This window comes from Arthrobacter sp. TJ-58 (genome assembly GCF_058269295.1).
In genome coordinates this window covers 96,284-113,964 of sequence record NZ_JBZCNM010000003.1, presented here as the reverse complement: position 1 = coordinate 113,964, position 17,681 = coordinate 96,284, and the positions used below count along the sequence as shown (strand labels likewise).

Here is a 17,681-nt window from a genome sequence, read left to right as displayed (position 1 = left end):
TCGTTCTGAATTTTGTTCGTCAAACACCGCAGCGCCGGGCCCGTAGCAACGGACCCGGCGGCAGTGGGGCAATGCTTTTTAGCGGGCGCCCATGAGGTGTTCCAGCGCCAGCTGGTTCAAGCGGACAAAGCCGAAGGAGCGCTCGGCGGCCTTCTCGGCGTCGAAATCCTCGAAGGAGGAGGTGTCCGCCAGGAAGTCCGACAGGCTTTCGCCGGCATCCACTGTGGGCTGGGCCAGCTCGAAGACGCCGGAGGTGGCCAGCGCTTCCTGGACCTCGGGGTCCGCACGGAAGGCCACGGCGCGTTCCTTGAGCAGCAGGTACATGGCCATGTTGGCCTTCGCGGATTCCCAGACGCCGTCGTAGCCTTCGGTGCGCGAGGGCTTGTAGTCGAAGTGGCGCGGACCGTCATAGGTCGGGCCGCCGTTGGGGAAGCCGTTCTCCAGCAGGTCCACCGTGAAGAACGCGCTGGTCAGGTCGCCGTGGCCGAACACCAGGTCCTGGTCGAACTTGATGGACTTCTGGCCGTTGAGGTCAATGTGGAAGAGCTTGCCGGCCCACAGTGCCTGGGCGATGCCGTGGTTGAAGTTCAGCCCGGCCATCTGCTCGTGGCCGGTCTCCGGGTTCAGGCCCACGATGTCGCCGTGTTCCAGTTCATTGATGAAGGCCAGCGCGTGGCCGATCGTGGGCAGGAAGATGTCGCCGCGGGGTTCGTTCGGCTTGGGCTCCAGCGCCAGGCGCAGGTTGTAGCCCTTCTCCTTGACGTAGGCGGCGACCGTGTCCACGCCTTCCTTCATGCGGTCATAGGCAGCGGCGAAGTCCTTGGACCCGTCGTATTCGGCGCCTTCGCGCCCGCCCCACATGACGAAGGTTTCGGCGCCGAGTTCGGCGGCCAGGTCCATGTTGGCCATGACCTTGCGCAGCGCAAAGCGGCGGATGGAGCGGTCATTGGAGGTGAAGCCGCCGTCCTTGAACACCGGGTGGCTGAACAGGTTGGTGGTCACCATGGGAACCTTCAGACCGGTTTCGGTCAGGGCGCCCTGGAAGCTCTTGAGGATCTGCCCGCGCTCGGACGCAGAGGCGTCGAACGGAACCAGGTCATTGTCGTGGAACGTGATGCCGTACGCACCCAGATCGGCCAGCCGGTGCACGGCTTCCACCGGGTCCAGATCGGAGCGGGTGGGAACGCCGAACGGGTCGTTGCCGGTCCAGCCCACGGTCCAGAGGCCAAAGGTAAAGCGGTCGGATGGTGATGGCGTCGTTGTCACAATTCACTCCAAAAGCAAGATTAGTTGGGAGCAACAACTTATGGCGCAAAGTGAGCTGTGTCAATGGTTTCTCCAAACTTCCGGCCGGGATCCGCATTCTGGAAGAGGATTTCTGCTCCGCGGCAACAAAACCGCTCCAAACGACGCCGGCCGGGGTTAGGGTGAGAAGCGGTCCGCTTGGCTGCGAGCACAGCGCAGCCGGGCCCCGGACATCACCTCCAGCAGAAACGGCAGCAGCATGAGCACCGGCACTTCCTCCGGCACGGAGAGTATCCGCGCCCAGAACCTTTCGCGGATCCTGACTCTGCTGCACCGCCGCGGACCGCTTTCCCGCGCCGAGCTGACCCGTCTTTGCGGCTTCAACCGATCCACCGTCGGGGCTCTCGTGGCCGAGCTGGCCGAGCTGGGACTGGCCTATGAGACGGAGCCGCCCGCCCTGAAGCGCGTGGGCCGGCCCAGCCCGCTGGTCCATGCCAATGAAAGGGTGGCCGCCATTGCCGTGCATCCGGACGTGGATGCCGTCACCGTGGGCCTGGTCGGGCTCGGCGGCACGGTCCACCGCAGGATCCGGTACGACGCCGGCTCCCTGCCCACAGTCTCCGATACGGTCAACATTGCCCGGGCCGTGGTGGAGGGCATGCAGACTGAACTGGCAGGGATGACCCGCGTGGCCGGTGTGGGTGCAGCAGTGCCGGGACTGGTCAACAGCAGCGACGGTACCGTCCTGCTGGCACCGCACCTCAAATGGTCCGACGAACCGCTCGCCGCGGAGCTCCGGGCCGGGCTGGGACTGCCGGCCCGCGCCGCGAATGACGCCAACCTGGGCTCGCTGGCCGAAAGCCTGTTCGGGGCGGCCGTGGGAGCATCCGACGTCGTTTACCTCAACGGCAGCGCCAGTGGGATCGGCGGGGGCGCCGTGGTAGGCGGCGCACCGCTCCGGGGAGCCAGCGGCTATGCCGGGGAACTCGGCCACACGGTGGTGACTCCAGGAGGTACACCCTGCCACTGCGGGCGCAACGGATGCCTGGAAACGGAGGTCAGTCTGGGCAGGCTGCTGGCCATCCTGGGAATGGACCACGCAGATCAGGACCAGCTCGAAGCCGCCATGGCCTCGGACAACTCCCCCGACCTCCTCGCCGAAACGCACCGCCAGCTGGATCTGCTCGCGGTGGCGCTGACCAACTTCGTGAACATCTTCAATCCGGGCATCATTGTGCTCGGCGGGTTCCTGGGTGTCCTGCACTCATTTGCCCCCGGCCGGCTCGAGGCAGCCGTAGGTGCAGGGGGCATCGGCGGTCTGGGCAGCGAGGTATCCATCCGTCGCGCCGCCCTGGGCTCCGAGCTGCTCCTGGTGGGCGCGGCGGAACTGGTCTTTGCCGAGCTGCTGGCCGATCCGGCATCGGTGGGGGTACTCCCGGAGCCCGTCTCCAACTGATTTTCAGTCCGTCCGGGCATCGGTTGTACAGATAACGCAGTTAAGGCTCAACGGTTGTACAGATAACGCACTTAAGGCTCATCGGTTGTACAGATAACGGGGTTCTGGCCCCCGGATAGGCCCATTATCTGTACAACGGACGCCGCTCAATCCCGCAGTAATTTCAGGGGAACCTCAGGTTAATCCGCCCGGTGTCCCCGGTTGAACAGGGTCGCCTGCATTGCCAGCAGGATGACGGCGCCGAGCAGTCCGAAGACCATCACGAACGGTCCGAGTGAATAGAGGTTGGCCTGCAGTTCCTGGCTCAGCGCCGAGGTGCCTGAGGCTCCGTTCGGATTGGAGGCCTCCACCGCCGGATAATTGTTCCACGCCGGCTCGAAGAGTCCGAAGAGCCATCCCGTCCCCACAGCCAGCATCAGCGCCACCAGGGTCCAGGCTGCCCAGAGGCTCCGGTTGCGGCGGCGCTGCCCCGGAAGTCCCCGAGACATCGCAACCAGAACGCCGTCGTTCACTGCGCCGGCGGAGTCCGGACTCTCGACAGCCCCGTCCGGATTCTCGACGGCCCCGTAAGGCGGAACCGGCGGCTGGTCGGCGTCGATCTGACGGCCGCGGCCGTCGTCAATCACTTCCACCCAGTCCCCGGCGCGTCCTGGTTCCGGCCGGGCATAGCGGCGGTAATCCTCTTCCGGTGTGCGCTGTTGATTCCCCATGCGGGGAGCCTAGCCCACAGCATTCAGCGGCCGGCCCCAACACGCGAGTATTCTGTGACGCCTGCTGACGTTAGGGAATCAGGGAACGGGCAGCGGCGGCGACGGTGTCGCGGGCGGTTGCCCCCACGCCGATGAGGGTGGCCGACGCCGGTCCGCACCAGTCCCCGTACCCCAGGAAAAACAGTCCCGGGTGATCCACGGACTTCGTGGGCAGCTTGGCGTCCGTGGCCGGTACGCCGTTCCGGCCGGTCAGGCCGAGTGGCTGGAGGTGGTGCAGATCGGGCCGGAACCCGGTGCACCAGATGAGAACATCGGCGTCCAGCTGCGCTCCGTCCTCCCACTGCATTCCCCCGGGAAGCAGCCGGGCGAACATTGGCCGGGCGTCCAGCAGTCCGGCGTCGCGGGCCTTCCGCACGGGAGGCACGGCAACAATGTCACCCAGATCGGCGACTCTGCCGGCTCCTGTTTCTCCGGCGGCGAGAGCCTTAACGCGGCGGGTGGCGATGTCGAACAGTGCCCGGCCGTCGACGTCGTCGGGCAGGTAGCGCGGCGGCTTCCGGGTCACCCACGTGAGGTTTGCGGTCGAAGCAAGGTCCGCGGCGATCTGCGCTCCGGAGTTTCCGCCGCCCACCACCACCACGTTCAGTCCCGCATACGGCTGCGGTCCGCGGTAGTCGGCGGTGTGCAGCTGCTGTCCGGCGAACTCACCGCTGCCGGGCAGCTGCGGAATTTCCGGCGCCTTCCAGCTTCCGGTGGCACTGATGACAACGCGGCTGGTCCACTGCCCGACGCCGGTATCGGTGATGAATCCGCCGTCGGCCACCCGCACCGCCTCCACCCGAACCGGCCGGTGCACCGGAAGCTCGTACCGCGCCTCATAAGTGCGCAGATACTGGGCAACGTGGTCCGCGGAGGGGTTGCCGTCGCCGTCCCAGGCCGGCATCTGGTACCCGGGCAGGGAGCTGTAAGCCGCCGGGGAAAACAGTTCCAGGCTCGGCCAGTAGTGCTGCCACGCGCCGCCGGGCTCCCGGTTGGCGTCCAGGATGGCGAAGGTCGGCGCCGGGCCGGACCGGCCGGAGGCCTCGTCCCGCCGCAACCGGTTCAGGTAGTACCCGGCGGCGAGACCGGCCTGGCCTCCGCCGATGACCAGAACGTCAACGTCCCGGATCGGTGAGGTTGGCAATCAGCTCTCCCGCTCTGCGGAACGGCCGTGTTCCAGGCCGGTGGGGATGCCCAGGAACGCCGGTTCGGGCGCGCTGCAGCAGGACGACGACGCCGGGGCGGCTTCGGGTTCCGCCGCCGGTTCGGGTGCGCTGCAGCAGGAAGCGGCTTCGGCGACTCCGTCAGCTGCCGGTGTATCGCAGCTGCCGCCCAGATCGGTGGAACAGACGCCGGTTTCGGGCAGGACCAGCTGCACGTCGTCGGCGGCCTGCTGATCTCCGGCCAGGGCTGCGGCGATGGAGCGGACCTGCTCATAGCCGGTGGCCATCAGGAACGTGGGGGCACGTCCGTAGGACTTCATGCCGACAATGTAGAAGTCCTTCTCCGGGTGGGACAGCATCTTGGCGCCGTGCGGTGCCACGGTGCCGCAGCTGTGAAACTCGGGATCGATCAGCGGCCCGAGTTCCCGCGGTGCCTCCACCACGGGGTCAAGGTCCAGCCGGATTTCACGGAGCAGATCCAGGTCCGGGCGGAAACCGGTCGCCGGAACCAGCAGATCCACGTCCAGCTGCTTCTCGCCGGACGGCGTGCTGCCGATGACCGCCAGGGTGTCGGCGGTCTTGAAACCGGTGATGGTGAAGGAGGTGTGCAGCTCGATCCGGCCGTCTGCCACCAGGGTGCGCAGTCGGCTGCCCAGCGCACCGCGGGCGGGCAGTCCGTCAAGGTCTCCGCCGCCGTAGACGCCGTTCGCGGAGGCGCTGCGGATGGCCCAGCTGATCCGGGTGCCGGGTTCCTGTTCGGCGAGTTCGCCCAGGGCCAGCAGGGTGTTCGCGGCCGAGTGGCCGGCGCCGACCACCAGGACATGTTTGCCGGCGAAGCGGGCACGGTCGCGGCCGACGACGTCGGGCAGCGGCCCGGTGATCAATCCGGCGGCGAAAGCGTCGGCTTCCCCAACGGCCGGCAGTCCGGCCTGTCCCAACGGGTTCGGAGTGTGCCAGGTGCCGGAGGCATCGATGACGGCGCGCGCCCGGTAGTCGGTGATGGTGCCCTCGGCATCTTCAACCCGGATCAGGAACGGGGTGCTGGTCCGGCCGCCGGTACGGGTCTTGTCCAGGCCTTCCCGGCTAACAGACAGGACCCGGGTGGAGGTGTGCAGCGCCGCAGCGATCTCCGGGACCGCTGCCAGCGGTGACAGGTACTGCTCATGGAGTTCGGCGCCGGTGGGCAGGGTGTCGGCATCCGGTTCCTGCCAGCCGGTAGCCGCGAGCAGGCGGCGGGCGGCGGCGTCGACGTCGTACTGCCACGGCGAGAACAGCCGGATGTGGCCCCAGGAGGCGACGGCGGCCGCAGGTGTTGCGCCGGCTTCAAAAATGATCGGGGTCAGGCCGCGCTCGAGGAGTTCTGCAGCGGCCGCCAGGCCCACGGGTCCGGCGCCGATCACGGCTACGGGAAGTTCGGACAATTCGGTTTCGGTGTTCATGGTTCTGTCCTTACAGCTGGGTGGGCAGCAGGTCGGCGATCAAGTCCTGGATCCGGACCTTGATGTCGTCACGGATGGGCCGGACGGCCTCCACGCCCTGTCCGGCGGGGTCCTCGAGTTTCCAGTCTTCATAGCGTTTGCCGGGGAAGATCGGGCAGGCGTCGCCGCAGCCCATGGTGATCACGACGTCGGACTCCTTCACGGCCTCGGTGGTCAGCACCTTGGGCAGCTCGGCGGACATGTCGATGCCGTCCTCGGCCATGGCTGCCACGGCGGCGGGGTTCACGGAGTCCGCAGGTGCGGAGCCTGCGGAACGGACCTCGATCCGCCCCTGTCCCAAGGCGCGCAGGTAGGCGGCTGCCATCTGGGACCGGCCGGCGTTGTGCACGCAGACGAACAGGACGGACGGCTTGGCCGCAGCTTCGGTGGTGGAGTTGGGGCTGGAGTTGGCGGGAGTGCTCATCGGTTTGTCTTTTCTGCCGGTGCGGCGGTGAGGGCGGAGTCGGCGGCGGGCCAGTATTTCTTCCGGGCCCAGAGGGCAACATAGACCAGCGCGACCAGGACGGGAACCTCAATCAGGGGCCCGACGACGCCGGCGAGGGCCTGCCCGGAGGTCACCCCGTAGGTGCCGATGGCTACGGCAATGGCCAGTTCAAAGTTGTTGCCGGCGGCGGTGAACGCCAGCGTGGTGGTGCGGGGATAGCCCAGGTTCAGAAGCTTGCCCAGGACCATGCCCGCACCGAACACCACAACGAAATAGACCAGCAGCGGAAGCGCAATCCGCGCGACATCCAGCGGATTCGAGGTGATCTCGTCCCCCTGCAGCGCGAACAGCAGCACGATGGTGAACAGCAGTCCGTAGAGGGCCCAGGGGCCAAGCTTCGGCAGGAACGTGCCCTCGTACCAGTCCCGGCCCTTCGCCTTTTCGCCGAAGGTGCGGGTGAGGAAGCCGGCCAGCAGCGGGATACCCAGGAAGATCAGGACGCTGGCGGTAATGGCCCAGAAGGAGAAGTCCATGCTGGTGGTTTCCAGACCCAGCCAACCGGGCAGCACCTGCAGATAGAACCAGCCCAGGGCGCCGAACGCCAGGACCTGGAACACGGAGTTGATGGCCACCAGCACGGCGGCGGCTTCGCGGTCACCGCAGGCCAGTTCGTTCCAGATCATCACCATGGCAATGCAGCGGGCCAGGCCCACAATGATCAGCCCGGTCCGGTACTCGGGCAGATCCGGCAGGAAGATCCAGGCCAGCGCAAACATGAACACCGGCGAGACCACCCAGTTCAGGATCAGCGAGCTGATCATCAGCTTCCGGTCGGCCACTACCTTATGCGTTTCGTTGTAGCGGACCTTGGCCAGCACCGGATACATCATCACCAGCAGGCCGACGGCGATGGGCAGGGACACGTTGGACACCTTCACGGAATCCAGTGCCGGCGCGATGCCGGGAACCAGCCGTCCCAGCAGCAGTCCCAGTGCCATGGCGGCAAGGATCCACACGGGCAGGAACCGGTCCAGAGTCGAGAGCCGGGCAGTAACCTGGTCGGTTTGGCGCGGAACGGCGGGGGTGCTCACGTAACTCCTCTGATGATTGCGGCAGCAGGCATCGAGAAATATCGATATCCTTCGATTCCGAGTATTCCTTCAGCCATCGACGGATGTCAATCCAAGTGCATAATGGAACGATGAACACTCAGACCGCTCCCGATCCTGTTGCCGAGGCCTGCTGCACTCCCCTGGTAACGGAAGTACTGAGCGCCGAGGATGCCCAGCGGTTCGCCCAGCTCCTCAAGGCCGTGGCCGAACCGACGCGGCTGCGTCTGGTTTCCCTGATTGCCGCGCAGGAGAACAAGGAAGCCTGCGTCTGTGATCTCACGGAACCGATCGGTCTGGGCCAGCCGACTATTTCGCACCACCTGAAGATCCTGGTGGACGCCGGCATCCTGCACCGGGACAAGCGCGGCGTCTGGGCCTACTACTCCATCGTGCCGGGTGCACTGGAGCGCGCCGCAGCGGTTCTCGCTCCCCGGTAGGACAGCCCCCGGCAGGACCGCCCCCCGGTAGGACAGCACGGAACCGGCAGGACAGCCCCCGGTAGGACAGCACGGAACCGGCAGCCCGAGAAACAGCCGTGATCCAGAAAACCTGTCAATTACTCTTGACGCGACTCATGCCGTCAATCAGCATTGACGCATGGAAGACCCTTCACAGAAGGCCGCCGCGGCAGCCAGTCCCGATCCCGCTACCGGGCTGCGCGCCGTCGTCGCCCTCGGACGGCTGCGCGACCAGCTCGAAGCCGTCCAGGTGGCCAACGCCCGGGCGCAGGGCTGGTCCTGGCAGGCGATCGCGGACCAGCTGGGCATCAGCAAGCAGGCCGTCCACCAGAAATACAACCGGAAAGCGAAGTAGCGTCATGTTTGAACGGTTTACTGACCAGGCCCGGCAGAGTGTCATCGGTACGCAGGAGGAAGTCCGCTCCCTGAATGCACCCCAGGTCCTTCCGGCGCATCTGCTGGTGGGGATCGTCGCAGCGGCGGAGAAGTCCTCCCCGTCCCTGGCCGCATTGCTGGGCGGGTACGGACTCACCTCAGTACGGCTGCACTCGGAGCTGCAGGAACTGGGCGAGGGGCTGGACGACGCCGCAGCACTCGGGTCCCTGGGCATTGATGTGGCGGAGGTGCGCCGCGCCGTCGACGCGCAGTTCGGCGAGGGCACCCTGGAGGGTGCCGCTCCCGCCCGCAAACCCCGGCGCAGCCTGTTCCGCGCGGCCGGAGAGATCCCGTTCAGCGCCGGCGCGAGGGACGTCCTGACAAACAGCCTGCGCGAGTCCAAGGCGCACTGGGACGGTTACATCGGGGTGGAGCACCTGCTTCTGGGACTGCTGCGGGGTGCCGACCCGACGGCCACGGCGCTCATCGGCCGGCATGTGGAGCCGGAGGAGCTCCGGGCCGGGATCCTCGGCCTGATGGACGCCGCGGCTTAGCGGGCGGCCGCCGAAGCGTCCGATGCCATCCGTTCCGGCCGGAACGGGGCGAGCATCGGATGACGGCGCCCGGTGAGCATTTCGCGGGCCAGCAGCTCGCCGGCAATCAGTCCCAGCGTTGCTCCGGAATGGGTAAACGCCACGTAGCAGCCGGGGAGCCCGGTCAGTTCCCCCAGCACGGGCCGGCCGTCTCCGGGCACCGGTTTCAGCCCGATCCGCCAGCTCTGTGCCACCAGCCGCGGATGTCCGGCCAGCAGCGCCGAGGCCTCGTCCACCAGATCCAGCACCACCTGCGGATCCACCGACCAGCCGCCGTCACCGTTGGGCGTGATCGAATCCAGATACCAGGTGGAATCCATCGCCAGCCGGGAACCCGGATGGGGCCGCAGGGACACGCGCGGCGTGTTCAGCACGGCCCTGAGGTTGTGCGCCTTGGGTTCGGTCACCACCAGCATGGCCAGGTCCGATCCGTCCTGCAGCGGCACCCCCAGCCCCTCCAGCACCGCGGGAGTTCCGGCGCCGGCAGCCACCAGGACGACGTCGGCCCGGTACAGTTCTCCGGCCGCGCTGCGGAGCCCGACGGCGGCGCCTCCGTCCGTCGCCACGCAGACCCGCCCCGCAGCGGTGATCAGGGTTCCGCCGAGCCGGGCAAACTCGCCCAGCAAGTGCCGGATCAAATGCGGCAGGCTCACCCAGCCTTCACCGGGGTTGAACAGCACCTCTTCCGGCAGCGCCGCCGGATCCAGGCCGGGAACCACCCCGGCAACGTCACGCGCGGGAACCAGCCGTGCGTCGTATCCGCGGTCCCGCTGCTCCTCGCACCGGTCCGCCAGCGCCCCGCCGTCCCAGTACACCCCGCCGTCGAACCGGAGCCAATCGAGGTCCGGGTTCTCGGCCAGCAGCGTCCGGTAGCGGTCCATTCCGGCCAGCCGCAGCTGGTGGTACTCCGGCGCGTAGGTGCCGCCGGAGTTCAGCCAGGACAGCGAGCGCCCCGAGGCGCCGCTGCCGGGGTGCGCTTCCGTCACCAGCGTCACGGACGCGCCGCCGCGCAGCAGCTGCACCGCCGTCGACACCCCCAAAATCCCGGCGCCGAGCACGGCAATCTGCGGACCCGTTCCGGTGCCGGCACTCCCTGCCGCGGCGAAATTCACCCCCGGCCTCAGATCTCGCCCAGCGCCATCTGCGCGGCCAGATACTCCGCCTGCCGGATGGCCAGCGCCACGATGGTCAGCGTGGGGTTGGCCGCAGCTCCCGTGGTGAACTGCGAACCGTCGGAGATGAACAGGTTCGGCACGTCATGGGTCTGCCCGAATCCGTTGCACACCCCGTCCTCCGGGCGCAGGCTCATCCGGGCGGTGCCCATGTTGTGGGTGGAGGGATACGGCGGCGTCCGCACCGCCGACGTCGAGCCCACCGCCTCATACAGCGCCGTGCCCTGCCCGTATCCGTGTTCGCGCATGGCAACGTCGTTGGGGTGGTCGTCAAAGTGCACGTTCGGCACCGGCAGCCCCAGCGGATCCATGACCGTGGTGTTCAGCGTGACGCGGTTGGTTTCCTGCGGCATGTCCTCCCCCACGATCCACATGCCGGCCGTGCGCCGGTAACCGTCCAGGATGGCCGCGAAGCCCGGCCCCCACGCGCCGGGATCCACGAAGGAAGCCAGGAAGGCCGGACCGAGCGAAATGGTCTCCATGTAATAGCCGCCGGCGAACCCGCGGTCCGGATCATGCCGGGATTCATCCGCGATGAGCCCGGCCATGGTTTCGCCGCGGTACATGTGCACCGGCTCCTCAAACTGGGCGTACACGGAGCCGGTGGTGTGGCGCATGTAGTTCCGTCCCACCTGGCCGGAGGAATTCGCCAGCCCGTCCGGAAACAGCGGCGAGGCGGAGAGCAGCAGCAGCCGGGGCGTTTCGATCGCGTTGCCCGCCACCGCCACCACCCGTGCCTTTTGATGATGTAGTTGGCCGTCGCCGTCGGCATACACCACCCCGTCCACGCGGCCCTCGGGGGTATGGGTGATCTGCACAGCCTGACTGTCCGGGCGCAGGTCCAGCCGGCCGGTTTTCAGGGACTTGGGGATTTCCGAAACCAGTGTGGACCATTTGGCGCCGGACTTGTCGCCCTGGAAGTTGAAGCCGTCCTGGACCGACGCCGGCCGCCCGTCATAGGGTTCGGCGTTGGTGGCGTAGGGGCCGGTGGCGAAGTGCCGGTACCCCAGTTTTTCGGCGCCGTTGGCAAACACCTTGTAGTTGTTATTCGCCGGCAGCGGCGGCCTGCCGTGGACGTGGGTGGAGCCCATCTTGCGTTCCGCAACGTCATAGTAGGGCTCGAGGTCCGCCAGGGTGAGCGGCCAGTCCAGGAGGTTGGCGCCGTCGATCCGTCCGTACACGGTGCGGGAAACGAACTCGTGCGCCTTGAACCGCGGGGTGGCGCCGGACCAGTGCGTGGTGGTGCCGCCCACCGCCTTGACGATCCACGCCGGAAGATTCGGGAAATCGCGCGCGATGCGCCAGGTCCCGGAGGTGGTGCGCGGGTCCAGCCAGGCCATCTGGTTGAACGCTTCCCACTCGTTGTTCACGTAGTCCGAGTTGGTCAGGAACGGCCCGGCCTCCAGCAGCACCACCTTCACGCCCTTTTCCACCAGTTCGTGGGCCAGGGTGCCGCCGCCGGCTCCGGAACCGATCACGACGACGACGGAATCGTCGTCGAGCTCAAAGTGCGCCGACCCGGCCAGCGGGTCCGCGGACCCGGTGGGAGAGAAACTGCTGATGCTCTCGCTCATTTGCTTCCTCCTCCGCGCTGTTGGGGTGCCTGGGCTCCGGTTCCGGATTCCGGTGCGGGTCCGGCGGCGGCTGCCGCCGGCGAGCCGGCCGAGGCATCCGGCTGGGGCCGGGCGGATTGGGCCGGCTGTCCGTGCTGTCCTGGCTGGGCCACTGGATACGGCAGCGGGCCGGTGTCCGGAACGCTGCTGTCAACAGGCGCTTCGATCCGCGGCGTGGGCAGCCAGTCCAAATCATCGAATCCGCGGTTCACGTACCCGCCCTTGTCGAAGGACGGGCCTTCGTAGCCCAGTGCCTCCCAGACCTGCGGATCGTCGTAGAGATTCAGCACTGTAGTGCGGCGGATGAAGCCAAAGAATTCCAGGTCCGACACCCGGCGGAGGACGGCCAGGGCCCGCTCGTCGGAGAGTTCCAGGAAGGGTTGGTCCGACTGGGCGCCCAGGGCGATAAGCCCCTGGGTGAGGACCACCCGGAACCAGGTGGAGGCGTCCGCTTCGGTGACAATCCTGTTGGTCATCCGCTCGTAGGCCTCATCGGGAAAGCCCGGATGCGGAAAAGCGGTGCGGATGATCCGCTTCAGGATGGCGCGGGCTTCGGGGGTGAGGGTGGTTTCGTTCAGCGTGGGGTATTTGGCCGGGTAGGTCATGGTTTCTTTCCTCCTGCTGGCGGGATGAGGATGCCGCGGCCGGTGAGTTTTCCGGCGTCGAGGTCATGCATGGCCTGGACCGCGTCGTCGAGGTCATAGGCGGTGGTGTGCAGGGTGATGTCGCCGGAGGCGGTGAGCGTCATGAGTTCCACCAGGTCCTGATAGGTGCCCACGAGGTTGCCCACCACGGAGATTTCCCGGGAGATCAGCTCGATGGTGGGGATCCGGACCTCGCCGCCGTAGCCGATCGCGTAGTAGCTGCCCCGGTTGCGGAGCATCTCCAGTCCCTGGGCTTCGGTGCCGTGCTCGCCCACAAAGTCGAAGACCACGTGTGCTCCGCCGTCGGTGGCGTCGAGGACGGCGGCAGTGTCCGGGCTGCGCAGCACGGTGTCTGCGCCCAGGCCGGAGGCCAGTTCCAGCGCCGCTTCGGAGGTGTCGATGACGGTGATGTTGGCGGCGGTGAGCGATTTCAGTGACTGCACGCCGATGTGCCCCAGCCCGCCGGCGCCGATTACGACGGCCTGCGTGCCCGGATACAGCAGCGGGGCTGCCTTGCGGACCGCGTGGTAGGCGGTCAGGCCGGCGTCGGCCAGCGCGGCGATGTCCGCCGGCTGCAGGGAGGGGTCCAGTTTCACGACGGCACGGGCGTTGGTTTTGAGCTGCTCGGCCATGCCGCCGTCGGTATTCAGGCCCGGGAACAGCGAGTTTTCGCAGTGCGAATCCTCACCTGCCCGGCACGGGGCGCAGAGTCCGCAGGTGACCAGCGGATGCATGATCACGGTGTCACCGGGGGCCACGTTGGAAACGGCGGAGCCCACCTCGCGGACCCAGCCGGCGTTTTCGTGGCCCAGGATGTACGGCAGCTGCGGATGCTGGATGGCGTCCCACTGACCCTCGATGACGTGCAGGTCCGTGCGGCACAGCCCGGCAGCCCCCACGTCCACGATCACGTCCCAGGGGCCGGTGATTTCCGGCTCCGGCACCTCGTCAATCTGTGGATCCTCGCCGTAGCGGTGTACCCGGACAGCTTTCACGCCGCACTTCCTTCTCCATTGAATTCGGTCAGCTGAACTCGCTCAGCAGTCGCTCCCCCAGTCTTGTCCGGGGCAGGCGCAGGGTCAACGGGTAGGAGGATGGGAGCGCGGCGTCTGGGGCAGCCCTCGCCTGTTGCGTCGAGAGTCGGGAAGATACCCCTTTTCCGCTCCGGGTGTCGAGAAAACGTCGCTTTCACGGCGCGTAATCCGCATCGTCGCATCACTCGATGAGGGAAAACGGCACCATCGCGACAATCGGTGGAGCCCGACGACGGCGCCGGGCGGAGGCGGGCGGCGGGCGGAGGCGGGCGGCGGGCGTGGAGCTCGACGGCGGCGGGCGGCGCCCGGTTTACGAGGTGACGAAACCCAGCTTCTTGTCCACAACGTTCATCAGCGGCTGCCCGGCCTTCCAGGCGACGAGGTTGTCCGCGAATTGCCGGGCCAGGACCGGCAGCTGATTACTGGCGTCCCCGGACAGGTGCGGAGTGATGAGCACGTTGTCCAATGCCCAGAGCCCGCTGCGCTCCGGCAGCGGTTCGGTCTCGAAGACGTCCAGCGCCGCACCGGCGAGCTGCCCGGTGCGCAGCGCCTCCTCCAGCGCCGCCTCATCCGCGAGGCCGCCGCGGCCCACGTTGACGAGCACCGCCGTCGGCTTCAGGGCGGCCAGGACCTCGCGGCCGAGCATGCCTTGCGTGTCCGGGGTCAGCGGCGCGGCCAGGACTATGTAGTCGAAGTGTCCGGCCACGGCGGCGAAGTCCGCGCTCGCGTGGATGGTGCCGAAGTCCGGATCGCCGGTGCGCGCGGTGCGTCCCATCCCCTGCACCTGCATTCCTACGGCGTTGAGCAGGCGTGCGGTGCACCGGCCGATGCTTCCGGTTCCGGCCACGAGCACCGAGGCTCCGGCCAGGTCGGCGGTGGCGTAGCGGCTCCACTGCTTCCGCTGCTGCTGGGCGGACGCCCGGCCGAAGTCCTTGGCGAAGTAAAGCATTGCCCCCAGCACGTGCTCTGCCATGGGCCGGTCGAACACGCCCCGGGCGTTGGTCAGAACGACGTCGGATTCCACCAGTTCAGGGAACATCAGCTTTTCCACCCCGGCCGCGGGAACATGGAGCCACTGCAGGGAGTCCGCGGCGGACCAGGCCTCACGGACACCGTCGGCGAAGAAGTCCCAGAGGTAGAGGATGTCCGCTCCGGCCAGCGCGTCGGGCAGCCCGGCTGCGTCGGTGACGCGGACTTCGGCTTCCTTTCGGAGCTCGTCAAGACCCACTACGGGCTTGTTTTCGGCAAGGACGGCGATCACGGGTTGAGGCTGCATGCGTCCCAGCCTACGCGGGCAGCGTCTGAGTAAAAGCTACCCATTTCCGCCGTTCAAAGGCGGATAGGAAAGTGCGATATATTCCGGTGGGGGAATTACCGACCGGAACGTATTTGCGGCAGATCCGTCCATGCGGTGGCGGCTGCCTGCCGGAAGGTGCCCCGAAAACGTGGTGCCGGAAAATGGGGGCGGTAAAGCAATGTCGATGTTTGACTACATGAAAAAGCCTGACACAGAGGACAACCCGTACGGGTGGTCCTCAGAAGAAAAGGTTGATGCAAAACCGGCCCGGTCCTGGCCCAAAGTGCTGCGCCTGGTGGTGGAAGTGGCACTCGTTCTCCTTGTCGTTGTTCTCATTGCCAGCGGAATGGGCAGCGGCAACTCCACTTCTGAGCCCGCGGCGAGCGAATCTGCCGAGCAGTTGTCCGAGGAAGCCGCACCCGCCAAAGACCCTGCCTTCCTGGGCGAACAGGAGAACGACACCGTGGGCCAACCCGGGGACACCCTGGAGGTGGAAGGGGTCGACATCACCGCCACCGCTCTGTTCACCGGCAAGCCCTCCTATAACGACGCCCCCACTATCTGCACCACCATCACCATGAAGAACATTTCGAATGAAGTTGTCATATTCAGTTCGTACAACTGGAACCTGCAGAACCCCTCGGGTTTCATTGGCTCCAACTCCCCGGACGGAAGCGACAACTTTGCTCCTGCAAACGGAAAATTAGCAGCAGGCGGCACCATCACCGGAGACATTTGCTTCCCGGACAACACCACCGAGAAGGGCGCATTTGTTGTCCTGTACACCCCCGATTACCAACTCGATTACGACAAACCTGCCACGCGCGGTGCCTGGATCAACAACCGCTAATTAACCGGATACCGGGTTCCCTGACCGGATCCGCATGGTCCGGAATAATGCGATCTGGAAGCTGCCAATCCGGAATGAGAACACCGGCCAGTCAACCTTCGGCTTCGGCTCGCCTGTTCCGGCCGCGTTGCGGCAGGCGTCCCGTTCCTGCCTCGCCTGGCGTTTGAGGTCCCTTCTCCGCCGCAGTCTTTCCGCTTCTGCCATCCGCTCCTTCTGCAGCATCTTGGCCATTTCGATTTCCATGAGTCCCACTGTTCTGCCCTCCTTGCTTCACCTCACGCTAGGAGCGCGGAGAAGCGGAATGCAGGGTCCCGCGGACAGGTTTGGTCCTCAAGCTGCAGCGATTCCGGTTTGCACCCCGGAGCCCGCCAAATCCTCCGGAGACTGGCCTGGGTTTGGCCCGCCGCGTACCGTCGAAGGACGCTTCTTCCGGAGGGCTCCCATGGAATGGTTGGCAGTCAGCGCACCCGTCCTCAGCCTCATTGTGGGGATCGGCGCCGGCTGGGGCACCCGTGCAGGCATGGACCGCCGCGATGAGTCCGCAGCCCTGAACGCGCTGGTCATGGATCTGCATCTCAAGCGCCCGCTGGCAGCCATTGAACCCCGGGTGGTCCAGGGAGCCGAGGCCGAGGCCCTCCTTCGCCCCACAGTGCTGGACGCCCGTGACAGGATCCTGGAAACCCTTACCCACCTGCGCAGCAGTTCCCCGGACACCTCTGTCCTGCTCCGCATGTCGGCGGCGTGCGGCCTGTACCTGCGCGATGCCGCGTTGGCACCGGAACGCTATCAATTCGCCCTCATGGAGCTGCGGGAAACAATGCTCGACGGCGTCCGCCTGATCAGTGACGGCCGGCGGCGCGTCCGGTATCTGCCTCCCGGCGAGCGGTCGACGGCGAAACCCGGGCAGCCGCCGTCGCGCCGTCCCGCGCGCCGGTAACCGCGCACCGCTGTTCACGCCGACGGGCTAACACGGCCGTTGATTACTCTGTCTCCCAGCTCGCCTCATCGGTACCGGTGAAATCCACGGAATTCTCGATCAGTATCCGCTTCCCGGGGAGTGCCGCCGCAGGAACATCCATGCACACTTCATACTGTGCAGCCCCACCGTTCTCCAGCGTTGGCAGGGAGGAGCCTTGGAGGTCAAGCACACATACCGCTTGGTCGTACTGCCGATTGTCCGATCCGACGAACTTGGGGTTGAGATCCAGCCAGGGATCGCCTTCGTCGGTGCCGTTGTAGACGACGTCGAGCGTCACGAGCACATATTGGCCGTCCGGCGGTTGGTTGGCCTGGCTATAGCCGAGAATTGCCTCCGTGGCGTCGAGCTGGACACTTGAGACTGACACCGTGTAGTCCCCCACCTCGGCATCGTCACCCAGCGGAAGGATGGTGGGGTTGGGTGCAGCGGCAGAAGATCTCGGCGTCGTACCATTTGTTGGCGTGGGACTAACCGGCGGGATGGTCGTGGGAGTAACCGTGGGAACGGCCGGCGGAATGGTTGACGGTGTCACGGTGGGAACTGCCGGGGGCGTAACCGTGACGGTAGGCAAAGGATCCTCGATTACTTCATCCACCGAATTGAACAGGGAGCTCCAGAAAACGGTGGCCAGAATAGCGGCGACCAGGGCCACCGCGGAGACAATCACCGCGGCAATGGACAACCCCTGGGCTGACGCCCTTCGGCGGACGATAACCAGCGAAGCAATGGAAAGCCCCAAGCCAACGAGGGCCAGGACCAGTGACACGTAGTTCAGGAGCGGAATCCAGAACAGCGCCAGCGCAATGATTCCGAGGATCAGGCCTGCCAGCCCGAGGGTCCTGCCGTCGTTGGATTGCGGTTCCGGTGGCGGCGGTATGTATCCGTCACCGTAATTGGGCATCGGCTCGTTCGGCTGCGTTCCCATAATCGCCTCACAGGGGCTCGGACGCCGTAGAAGGAGGGGCAGACCTTGGTACCTGCCCAGCTGTCCCTGCCCACCTGCGGGGTCGTTTATCCG

At 66.6% G+C, this 17,681-nt stretch carries 18 protein-coding genes; 6 read left to right on the top strand and 12 right to left on the bottom strand.

The genetic code is table 11. The annotated features are described in order from the left end of the window. Nucleotides 1-78: 78 nt before the first annotated feature. Entirely contained in the window at nucleotides 79-1,266 is a 1,188-nt protein-coding gene (xylA, locus tag AC4D2W_RS10920) for a xylose isomerase (protein WP_490926932.1), read from the bottom strand. 238 nt (nucleotides 1,267-1,504) lie between these two features. Between xylA and AC4D2W_RS10915 the strand changes: the two genes are divergently transcribed. Then, nucleotides 1,505-2,701 (top strand): ROK family transcriptional regulator, encoded by a 1,197-nt coding sequence (locus AC4D2W_RS10915; protein WP_490926931.1) that lies wholly within the window; start codon nucleotides 1,505-1,507, stop codon nucleotides 2,699-2,701. A gap of 179 nt (nucleotides 2,702-2,880) precedes the next feature. On the opposite strand, the gene AC4D2W_RS10910 is transcribed toward AC4D2W_RS10915, so the two are convergent. The 5 genes from AC4D2W_RS10910 to arsB form a co-directional block, all read right to left on the bottom strand. Then, a complete protein-coding gene (locus AC4D2W_RS10910) occupies nucleotides 2,881-3,411 on the bottom strand; it encodes a hypothetical protein (RefSeq protein ID WP_490926930.1) in 531 nt (176 codons plus the stop codon). Nucleotides 3,412-3,481: 70 nt separating this feature from the next. After that, complete coding sequence (locus AC4D2W_RS10905) at nucleotides 3,482-4,594, bottom strand: ArsO family NAD(P)H-dependent flavin-containing monooxygenase (protein WP_490926929.1); 1,113 nt, start codon at nucleotides 4,592-4,594, stop codon at nucleotides 3,482-3,484. After that, nucleotides 4,595-6,052 (bottom strand): FAD-dependent oxidoreductase, encoded by a 1,458-nt coding sequence (locus AC4D2W_RS10900; protein ID WP_490926928.1) that lies wholly within the window; start codon nucleotides 6,050-6,052, stop codon nucleotides 4,595-4,597. It lies immediately after the preceding gene. Between the two features lie 10 nt (nucleotides 6,053-6,062). Further along, nucleotides 6,063-6,515 carry an arsenate reductase ArsC gene (locus AC4D2W_RS10895; protein WP_490926927.1) on the bottom strand — a complete coding sequence of 151 codons (453 nt, stop codon included), beginning with the start codon at nucleotides 6,513-6,515 and terminating at the stop codon, nucleotides 6,063-6,065. Further along, entirely contained in the window at nucleotides 6,512-7,627 is a 1,116-nt protein-coding gene (gene arsB / locus AC4D2W_RS10890) for an ACR3 family arsenite efflux transporter (protein ID WP_490926926.1), read from the bottom strand. Before arsB ends, AC4D2W_RS10895 begins: the two co-directional genes overlap by 4 nt. A gap of 110 nt (nucleotides 7,628-7,737) precedes the next feature. On the opposite strand from arsB, the gene AC4D2W_RS10885 reads away from it, so the two are divergent. The 3 genes from AC4D2W_RS10885 (at nucleotide 7,738) to AC4D2W_RS10875 (ending at nucleotide 9,035) form a co-directional block, all read left to right on the top strand. After that, the gene (locus AC4D2W_RS10885) at nucleotides 7,738-8,085 is read left to right on the top strand and encodes an ArsR/SmtB family transcription factor (protein ID WP_490926925.1); all 348 of its coding nucleotides are present in this window, start codon (nucleotides 7,738-7,740) and stop codon (nucleotides 8,083-8,085) included. A gap of 160 nt (nucleotides 8,086-8,245) precedes the next feature. Next, nucleotides 8,246-8,461, top strand: coding sequence for a helix-turn-helix domain-containing protein (locus AC4D2W_RS10880; RefSeq protein WP_400927323.1), 216 nt, complete (start codon nucleotides 8,246-8,248; stop codon nucleotides 8,459-8,461). A 4-nt stretch (nucleotides 8,462-8,465) separates the two neighbouring features. Continuing rightward, the gene (locus AC4D2W_RS10875; RefSeq protein WP_490926923.1) at nucleotides 8,466-9,035 is read left to right on the top strand and encodes a Clp protease N-terminal domain-containing protein; all 570 of its coding nucleotides are present in this window, start codon (nucleotides 8,466-8,468) and stop codon (nucleotides 9,033-9,035) included. On the opposite strand, the gene AC4D2W_RS10870 is transcribed toward AC4D2W_RS10875, so the two are convergent. The 5 genes from AC4D2W_RS10870 to AC4D2W_RS10850 form a co-directional block, all read right to left on the bottom strand. Continuing rightward, complete coding sequence (locus AC4D2W_RS10870) at nucleotides 9,032-10,186, bottom strand: NAD(P)/FAD-dependent oxidoreductase (protein WP_490926922.1); 1,155 nt, start codon at nucleotides 10,184-10,186, stop codon at nucleotides 9,032-9,034. The genes AC4D2W_RS10875 and AC4D2W_RS10870 overlap by 4 nt on opposite strands. Before the next feature lie 8 nt (nucleotides 10,187-10,194). Continuing rightward, on the bottom strand, nucleotides 10,195-11,820 hold the full coding sequence (locus tag AC4D2W_RS10865; RefSeq protein WP_490926921.1) for a GMC family oxidoreductase: 1,626 nt from the start codon (nucleotides 11,818-11,820) through the stop codon (nucleotides 10,195-10,197). After that, nucleotides 11,817-12,464, bottom strand: coding sequence for a hypothetical protein (locus tag AC4D2W_RS10860; protein ID WP_490926920.1), 648 nt, complete (start codon nucleotides 12,462-12,464; stop codon nucleotides 11,817-11,819). Before AC4D2W_RS10860 ends, AC4D2W_RS10865 begins: the two co-directional genes overlap by 4 nt. Next, nucleotides 12,461-13,498 (bottom strand): NAD(P)-dependent alcohol dehydrogenase, encoded by a 1,038-nt coding sequence (locus AC4D2W_RS10855; protein WP_490926919.1) that lies wholly within the window; start codon nucleotides 13,496-13,498, stop codon nucleotides 12,461-12,463. Before AC4D2W_RS10855 ends, AC4D2W_RS10860 begins: the two co-directional genes overlap by 4 nt. 349 nt (nucleotides 13,499-13,847) lie before the next feature. Then, a complete protein-coding gene (locus tag AC4D2W_RS10850; protein WP_490926918.1) occupies nucleotides 13,848-14,813 on the bottom strand; it encodes a D-2-hydroxyacid dehydrogenase in 966 nt (321 codons plus the stop codon). 217 nt (nucleotides 14,814-15,030) lie between these two features. Here AC4D2W_RS10850 and AC4D2W_RS10845 point away from each other — a divergent pair, with 217 nt between their 5' ends. Further along, on the top strand, nucleotides 15,031-15,684 hold the full coding sequence (locus tag AC4D2W_RS10845; RefSeq protein ID WP_490926917.1) for a hypothetical protein: 654 nt from the start codon (nucleotides 15,031-15,033) through the stop codon (nucleotides 15,682-15,684). 442 nt (nucleotides 15,685-16,126) lie between these two features. Continuing rightward, nucleotides 16,127-16,621, top strand: a complete 495-nt coding sequence (locus tag AC4D2W_RS10840) for a hypothetical protein (protein WP_490926916.1) — start codon at nucleotides 16,127-16,129, stop codon at nucleotides 16,619-16,621. Nucleotides 16,622-16,664: 43 nt separating this feature from the next. Here the strand turns inward: AC4D2W_RS10840 and AC4D2W_RS10835 are convergent, their stop codons facing one another. Further along, nucleotides 16,665-17,588 carry a DUF4352 domain-containing protein gene (locus AC4D2W_RS10835; RefSeq protein ID WP_490926915.1) on the bottom strand — a complete coding sequence of 308 codons (924 nt, stop codon included), beginning with the start codon at nucleotides 17,586-17,588 and terminating at the stop codon, nucleotides 16,665-16,667. Between the last annotated feature and the right edge of the window lie 93 nt (nucleotides 17,589-17,681).

What these genes read in the sequence shown, in the direction of transcription:
- AC4D2W_RS10850 (WP_490926918.1), bottom strand. Translation starts at nt 14,813, where the DNA reads ATGCAGCCTCAACCCGTGATCGCCGTCCTTGCCGAAAACAAGCCCGTA.
- AC4D2W_RS10885 (WP_490926925.1), top strand. Translation starts at nt 7,738, where the DNA reads ATGAACACTCAGACCGCTCCCGATCCTGTTGCCGAGGCCTGCTGCACT.
- AC4D2W_RS10915 (WP_490926931.1), top strand. Translation starts at nt 1,505, where the DNA reads ATGAGCACCGGCACTTCCTCCGGCACGGAGAGTATCCGCGCCCAGAAC.
- AC4D2W_RS10900 (WP_490926928.1), bottom strand. Translation starts at nt 6,052, where the DNA reads ATGAACACCGAAACCGAATTGTCCGAACTTCCCGTAGCCGTGATCGGC.
- AC4D2W_RS10860 (WP_490926920.1), bottom strand. Translation starts at nt 12,464, where the DNA reads ATGACCTACCCGGCCAAATACCCCACGCTGAACGAAACCACCCTCACC.
- AC4D2W_RS10875 (WP_490926923.1), top strand. Translation starts at nt 8,466, where the DNA reads ATGTTTGAACGGTTTACTGACCAGGCCCGGCAGAGTGTCATCGGTACG.
- AC4D2W_RS10910 (WP_490926930.1), bottom strand. Translation starts at nt 3,411, where the DNA reads ATGGGGAATCAACAGCGCACACCGGAAGAGGATTACCGCCGCTATGCC.
- AC4D2W_RS10845 (WP_490926917.1), top strand. Translation starts at nt 15,031, where the DNA reads ATGAAAAAGCCTGACACAGAGGACAACCCGTACGGGTGGTCCTCAGAA.
- AC4D2W_RS10840 (WP_490926916.1), top strand. Translation starts at nt 16,127, where the DNA reads ATGGAATGGTTGGCAGTCAGCGCACCCGTCCTCAGCCTCATTGTGGGG.
- AC4D2W_RS10865 (WP_490926921.1), bottom strand. Translation starts at nt 11,820, where the DNA reads ATGAGCGAGAGCATCAGCAGTTTCTCTCCCACCGGGTCCGCGGACCCG.
- AC4D2W_RS10895 (WP_490926927.1), bottom strand. Translation starts at nt 6,515, where the DNA reads ATGAGCACTCCCGCCAACTCCAGCCCCAACTCCACCACCGAAGCTGCG.
- AC4D2W_RS10835 (WP_490926915.1), bottom strand. Translation starts at nt 17,588, where the DNA reads ATGGGAACGCAGCCGAACGAGCCGATGCCCAATTACGGTGACGGATAC.
- AC4D2W_RS10880 (WP_400927323.1), top strand. Translation starts at nt 8,246, where the DNA reads ATGGAAGACCCTTCACAGAAGGCCGCCGCGGCAGCCAGTCCCGATCCC.